Source organism: Asanoa sp. NPDC050611 (assembly GCF_040654855.1).
GTDB lineage: Bacteria > Actinomycetota > Actinomycetes > Mycobacteriales > Micromonosporaceae > Asanoa.
The window spans coordinates 1-5,526 of the sequence record NZ_JBFAIU010000429.1 but is presented as its reverse complement, the minus strand read 5'-3'; the positions used below and the strand labels follow the sequence as shown (position 1 = coordinate 5,526).

Annotated in this window: 6 protein-coding genes; 1 reads left to right on the top strand and 5 read right to left on the bottom strand. The window is 72.2% G+C overall.

Translation table 11 applies throughout. The annotated features are described in order from the left end of the window. From AB0H87_RS37220 to AB0H87_RS37200, 5 genes are all read right to left on the bottom strand, one after another. On the bottom strand, positions 1–480 hold a 480-nt coding region (locus AB0H87_RS37220; RefSeq protein WP_360156968.1), incomplete at its 3' end, for an ATP-binding cassette domain-containing protein. Further along, the gene (locus AB0H87_RS37215; protein ID WP_360156965.1) at positions 477–1,994 is read right to left on the bottom strand and encodes an ABC transporter substrate-binding protein; all 1,518 of its coding nucleotides are present in this window, start codon (positions 1,992–1,994) and stop codon (positions 477–479) included. The genes AB0H87_RS37220 and AB0H87_RS37215, both read right to left, overlap by 4 nt. Beyond that, positions 1,994–2,938 carry an ABC transporter permease gene (locus AB0H87_RS37210; protein ID WP_360156962.1) on the bottom strand — a complete coding sequence of 315 codons (945 nt, stop codon included), beginning with the start codon at positions 2,936–2,938 and terminating at the stop codon, positions 1,994–1,996. The genes AB0H87_RS37215 and AB0H87_RS37210 overlap by 1 nt, the downstream gene beginning before the upstream one ends. After that, positions 2,935–3,864, bottom strand: a complete 930-nt coding sequence (locus tag AB0H87_RS37205) for an ABC transporter permease (RefSeq protein ID WP_360156959.1) — start codon at positions 3,862–3,864, stop codon at positions 2,935–2,937. Before AB0H87_RS37205 ends, AB0H87_RS37210 begins: the two co-directional genes overlap by 4 nt. After that, positions 3,861–4,910: a LacI family DNA-binding transcriptional regulator gene (locus AB0H87_RS37200; RefSeq protein ID WP_360156956.1), complete on the bottom strand. Its 1,050-nt coding sequence runs from the start codon at positions 4,908–4,910 to the stop codon at positions 3,861–3,863. The genes AB0H87_RS37205 and AB0H87_RS37200 overlap by 4 nt, the downstream gene beginning before the upstream one ends. A 193-nt stretch (positions 4,911–5,103) precedes the next feature. Between AB0H87_RS37200 and AB0H87_RS37195 the strand changes: the two genes are divergently transcribed. Then, positions 5,104–5,526, top strand: a 423-nt coding sequence (locus AB0H87_RS37195; RefSeq protein WP_360156953.1) for a dihydrodipicolinate synthase family protein, incomplete at its 3' end; no start/stop codon positions are given.

Sequence of the window (5,526 nt, the reverse complement as noted above, 5' to 3'; positions counted from 1 at the left end):
GGAGAACTGGTCCCCGTAGTCCCGGGACCGCACGCCCGGGTCCTGGATGCCGACCTCGGTCATCAGGTCGACCGCCGCGCGGGCCGCGGCCGTGCGGCCGCCGCCGTTGCGGCGCAGGATCTCGCCGACCTGCCGGCCGATCCGCTGGCTCGGGTTCAGCGCGGAGAGCGGGTCCTGGAAGATCATCGAGATCTCCCGGCCGCGCACCTGCCGGCGCCGGCGGGCGTCGGCGCCGAGCAGGTCCTCGTCGCGCAGCAGGATCCGGCCGGTGGCGGTGCCGCCCTCGGGGAGCAGCCCGATGATCGCCATGGCCAGCATGCTCTTGCCGCTGCCGGACTCGCCGATGACGCCGGTGGTGCGGCCGGGGCGCACGGCGAGGCTCACGTCGTCGAGCACGGGTGTCGTGCCCGCCGGTCCGGGCAGCCGTACTCCCAGGTGCTCCACCCGCAGCAGCGGCGGGTCCGTCAGCGGCGCCGTCACGACAGGGTCACCGTCGAGAAGTCCGGCAGGTAGCTCGGGTTGGGCTCGAGGCCGTGCACCTCGGCACGCCAGGCGTACGCGATCTTCAACGACATCGGGTACATGCCGACCGCGTCGGACCAGATGATTTGGCTCGCCTGGGCGTAGAGCTGCTCGCGCTTGCCGGTGTCGCTGGTCGAGCCGGCCTGGGCCAGGACGGTGTCGAGCTGCGGGTTGCAGTAGCCGTTGCGCTTGGCCGCGCAGGTGTAGAGCCGGCCAAGGTTCGTCGCGGCGTCGAGGGTCGGCGTCGACAGCGACTGGAAGTTGATGTCCCAGCGCATCGCGAGCAGGTCCTCGAGGAAGACGGCGGACTCCTTCTCGGCCGCCTCGGCCTTGACGCCGATCTTGTTGAGGTCGGCGACCACCGCCTGGATGAACTGGCGGTACTCCGCGCCGCTGAACTGCAGGCGCAGCCTGGTCGAGAAGTCGAAGCCCGCGGCCTGCAGCGCGGCCTTGGCCGCCGCGGCGTCGTACTTCGGTGGCTCGAGCGCGCTGTAGCCGAGCACGGCCGGCGCGAGCACCGACTTGGACAGCTCACCGGTGCGCGGGTACAGCGACGTGATGATGGTGTTGAAGTCGACCGCCTGCCACAGGGCGCGGCGCACCTCGGGCTTGGCCAGCGCGGGCACGCCCGAGTTGAACCACATGGTGTAGACCGAGGTCGCCGGTACACTCTGGACGGTCAGCCCGTCGTCGCCCTCGAGCGCGCCGACCTGGTCGTCGGGGATGCCCCAGGTGGCCTGGATCTCGCCGGTCTTCAACGCGGTCATCCGGGCGGAGACCTCGGGGATCACCCGCATGACGAGCCGCTCCAGCTTGGGCGCGCCGCCGTAGTACTTCGGGTTCGGCAGCAGTTCCAGGCTCTGCCCGGGGGTGAACTTGTCGACCACGAACGGGCCGGAGCCGACCGGCTTGGTGAACGACTGCTCCGTGACCTCGCTCGGCGTGATGTAGAGCAGCGTGAGCTTGCCCAGCAGCGCCGGGTCGGGCTTCGGCGTGGTCAGCACGACCTTGCCCGGGCCGTCCGCCTTGGCGTCGATGCCCGTGAAGTTCGCGGCGTTGGGTCCCTTCAGCTCGACGATGCGCTTGACCGAGGCGACCACGTCGGCGGAGTCCGCCGCGGAGCCGTCGGAGAACGTCACGCCGTCGCGCAGCGTGAACGCCCAGGTCGTCGCCTGCGGGTCGACGTCCCACTTGGTCGCCAGGTCACCGGTGAGCTCGCCGTCGGCCTTGGCCCGGACGAGCCGGCTGAAGATGGCCTGGCCGGCGATCTGGGTGCCGGTGGCCGCCCCGGCGGCACCGTGCGGGTCGAGGCTCTGCGTCGGGTACGGGCTGGCGACGGTCAACGTGCCGCCGGTCTTGGCGCCTTCCGTGTCGCCGCCACTGGTGGTCGAGCAGGCGGCGGTGGCGGCGGAGACGGCGAGTGCGGCGGCCGCCGCGCTCAGTCTGGTCAGGCGGGATGGGGTGGCGCGCATCAGAGGCTCCCTTCGACGCCGCGTCCGGTGCCGGCGCGGCGTGGTGTGCGGGGAAGGACGCCGCGGCGTCCGGAGCGGTGGAAAAAGGAGTTGAACTGGTCGCCCAGCAGGCCGACGTGCACCACGAGCAGGGCGAGGACGAGTCCGGGGAACGCGGAGATCCACCAGGCGGTGGACAGGTACTCCTTGCCGGTCGCGATCGTCTGTCCCCAGGAGACGGACGTCGGTGGCAGCCCGATGCCGAGGAAGCTCAGCCCCGCCTCGGCGAGCACCACGAGGCCGAAGTCGGTGGCGGCCAGCGCCACGACCGGGCCGAGCACGAACGGCAGCACGTGTCGGATGACGATCGTGCGCCGGGGCACACCCATCACGCGGGCGGCGGCCACCCATTCGCGGTTGCGGACGGTCAGGGCCATCGCCCGAGTCATCCGGGCGAACGGGATCCACCCGGTGAGCGCGAGCGCGACCACGACGACGGTGATGCTGCGGTCGAACAGGCCGGCGACGATGATCGCCAGCACGATGCCGGGGAAGGCGAGCAGCACGTCGATCGACCGGCTCAGCGCCGCGTCGACGGCCCGCCCGAAGTAGCCGGCGACGACGCCGACCGTGACACCGACCAGGGCCGACAGCGCCACGGTGAGCGCGCCGATCGTGACCGACGTGCGGGCGCCGTAGACGACCTGGGCGAAGATGTCCCGGCCGAGCGGGTCGGTGCCGAGCAGCGCCAGGCCGCCGTCGTGGGTGGTCGCGCCGGGCGGCAGCAGCCGGTCGGTGAGCCCGGTCGCCACCGGGTCGTAGTCCACCAGCAGCGGGCCGACGATCGCCACCAGGATGTAGAGCCCCACGACGGAGACGGGCACCCACCGCAGGAAGGCCCATCGGCGCCGCGCGGCCGGCGGCCGTGGTGCGACCTCTGGCAGGTCGGTGATCGCGCCGGTCATCGGTGCGCTCCCGTCCGGACCCGCGGGTCCAGCAGCGAGTAGGACAGGTCGGCGACGAGGTTGAGCACGACGATGATCGCGGCGATCAGCAGGGCGGCGGCCTGCACGACCGCGTAGTCCCGGTTGCTCACCGACTCGACCACCAGCGAACCGAGGCCGGGCCAGGCGAACACGTTCTCCACGACGACGGCCCCGCCGAGCAGGGCGCCCATCTGGAGACCCACGATCGTGACCACGGGCACGAGGGAGTTGCGCAGCGCGTGCCCGGTGAGGATCTGCAGCTCCGTCAGGCCCTTGGAGCGCGCGGTCTGCACGTACGGCTCGCGCATCGACTGCGCGACGCTAGTGCGGGTGATCCGGGCGACGATCGCGGTGAACGGCAGCGACAGGGTGACCGCGGGCAGCACGATGTGGGCCGGCGTGCCCGTGCCGGAGCTGGGCAGCAGGCCGAGCGTCGCGGTGAACAGCAGCACCAGCATGATGCCGACCCAGAACGTCGGCATGCCCTGCAGCAGGATCGTCAGCCCGGAGACGACCCGGTCGACCCGGCCGTCCGGGCGGCGGCCGGCCAGCATGCCCAGGGCGAGCCCGACGACGACCGCGATCACGGTCGCGGTCAGCGTCAGCTCGACGGTCGCCTGCAGGCGGCCGAGCACCACGTCCATCGCGGGCTGCCCGAACCGGTACGAGTCGCCGAAGTCGAACTGGGCGGCGTTCTTCAGGAACGTCAGGTACTGCGCGACCATGGGCTGGTCGAGGCCGAGCCGCTCGCTGAGCGCCGCCACGTCGGCCGCGCTCGCGTCGGGGCCGAGCAGCAGCGTCGCCGGGTCGCCGGGGGCGAGCCGCAGCAGGACGAACATCATCGTGCCGGCGCCCCAGAGCACGAAGACGCCGATCGCCAGACGGCGCAGCACGACCCCGGTCATCGCGCCCGCCCCAGCGGCCGGGGGCCGGCTGTTCCACCGGGGACGATCGGGCACGCGACGCTCTCGCGCACGGCGGTGTTGTCGGTGCTGTCGAGCGACCGGACCAGCAGCCGCGTCGCCGTGCGGCCCATCTCCTGCCGCGGGACCTCGAAGCCGGTCCAGTCGACCTCGTGCTGCCGGGCACCGGTCGGGTCGCCGAGCACGACGACGCTGAGGTCGGTGGGGACCGCGAGGCCGCGCCGGCCGGCCGCGGTGCGGACCTCCTCGGCGAGCAGTTGCTGTTCGGCGACGAGGCCGGTGATGCCGGCGGCGGCGATCTCGTCGACGAGGCCGGCGACGTCCTGCACCGACTCCAGCGTCCAGACCGGGCCGATCAGCCGGCCGTCGGCCCGGAACGCCTGCCGGAAGCCCTTCTCGCGGTCGCGGCTCGGCTGCGCCTCACCCTCGCCGATCCGGGCGTACGCGACGCGTTCGTGCCCCAGGGCGAACAGCCGCTGGGTCAGCTCCTGGGTCGCCGTGGTGTAGTCGGCGGCGACGTACGAGACCGGCGCGCCGGTGACCTCGCGGTGCCCGACGTAGACGAACGGAAAGCCGGAGTCGCGCAGCCGCTCGATCTCGTCGACGTTGGGGTTGCGGCCGAGCAGCAGGGCGCCGTCCGCGAGGGTCAGCCGCGTCGACCCGTCGCGGAAGATCTGCCGGTCGCCGCCCGCGCTGGTGAACAGCAGCAGGTCGTGCCGCAGCTCGGCGGCCTCCTGCTCCATGCCGAGCAGGAACGGGAAGTAGAAGTCGACCCCGGTCGTCGGGAAGACCGGCTCGAAGGTGTAGACACCGATGATCCGGTTGCGGCCGCCGGCGAGCGAGCGGGCCGAGGCGTTGGCGACGTATCCCCACTCGCGCATCGCGGCGAGCACCCGGTCGCGGGTCTCGGGGCTGATCCGCGCGCCGGAGTCGCGTTCGTTGAGGACCAGCGACACCGTGGCCTGGCTGACGCCGGCGAGCCGCGCGATGTCGGCCTGGGTCGGCCGCTTGCCGATGCCGCGGCTCATGCCCACCTCCGTGCTAATGCGCCTAACGGGTTTGGTCGTAGAGTTTCATTCGCGTTTCACACCCATGTCAAGGGCGAAGTTCCGGTTCTCAATGGACGACCGGGCGAAATTAGCTAATGGCCATTAGCAGCTAGCGCCCGGCGCCCGTGGCGCGGTAGCGTCCCGAAATCCCGACCCGTCCGCAGGAGGTGCGATGTCCGCGGGCCATCCGATCGCCGGCGTCACCATTCCGCTCGTCACCGTGCTCGACGAACGCGGCGCACCCGACGCCGCCGCGGCCCGCCCGCTGCTCGAGCACCTCGCCGCGGGTGGCGTCAGCGCGCTGATGCTCGCGGGCACCAACGGTGAGGGTCCGCTGCTGCCGGGCACGGCCGTCCGGTCGTACGCCGCCGACGTCGGAACCATGTGGCGGGAGCTGGTGGGAGCGGGCGCGACCGTGCTGGCGACCGCGGCCGGCGTCGGCACGCGCGACACGCTCGACCGGATCGACCAGCTCGCCGACGTCGAGCTGGACGCCGTGGTCGTGCTGGCGCCGTTCTACTTCCGGCACACGCCGTTGAAGATCGGCGTCTCCATGCCGACGCAGACCTCGGAGCGCTGGATCGCCGACGGCAAC

Bases quoted from the DNA above. Each gene is read 5' to 3' on its own strand.
- AB0H87_RS37200 (WP_360156956.1), bottom strand. From the start codon at position 4,910: ATGAGCCGCGGCATCGGCAAGCGGCCGACCCAGGCCGACATCGCGCGG.
- AB0H87_RS37210 (WP_360156962.1), bottom strand. From the start codon at position 2,938: ATGACCGGCGCGATCACCGACCTGCCAGAGGTCGCACCACGGCCGCCG.
- AB0H87_RS37205 (WP_360156959.1), bottom strand. From the start codon at position 3,864: ATGACCGGGGTCGTGCTGCGCCGTCTGGCGATCGGCGTCTTCGTGCTC.
- AB0H87_RS37215 (WP_360156965.1), bottom strand. From the start codon at position 1,994: ATGCGCGCCACCCCATCCCGCCTGACCAGACTGAGCGCGGCGGCCGCC.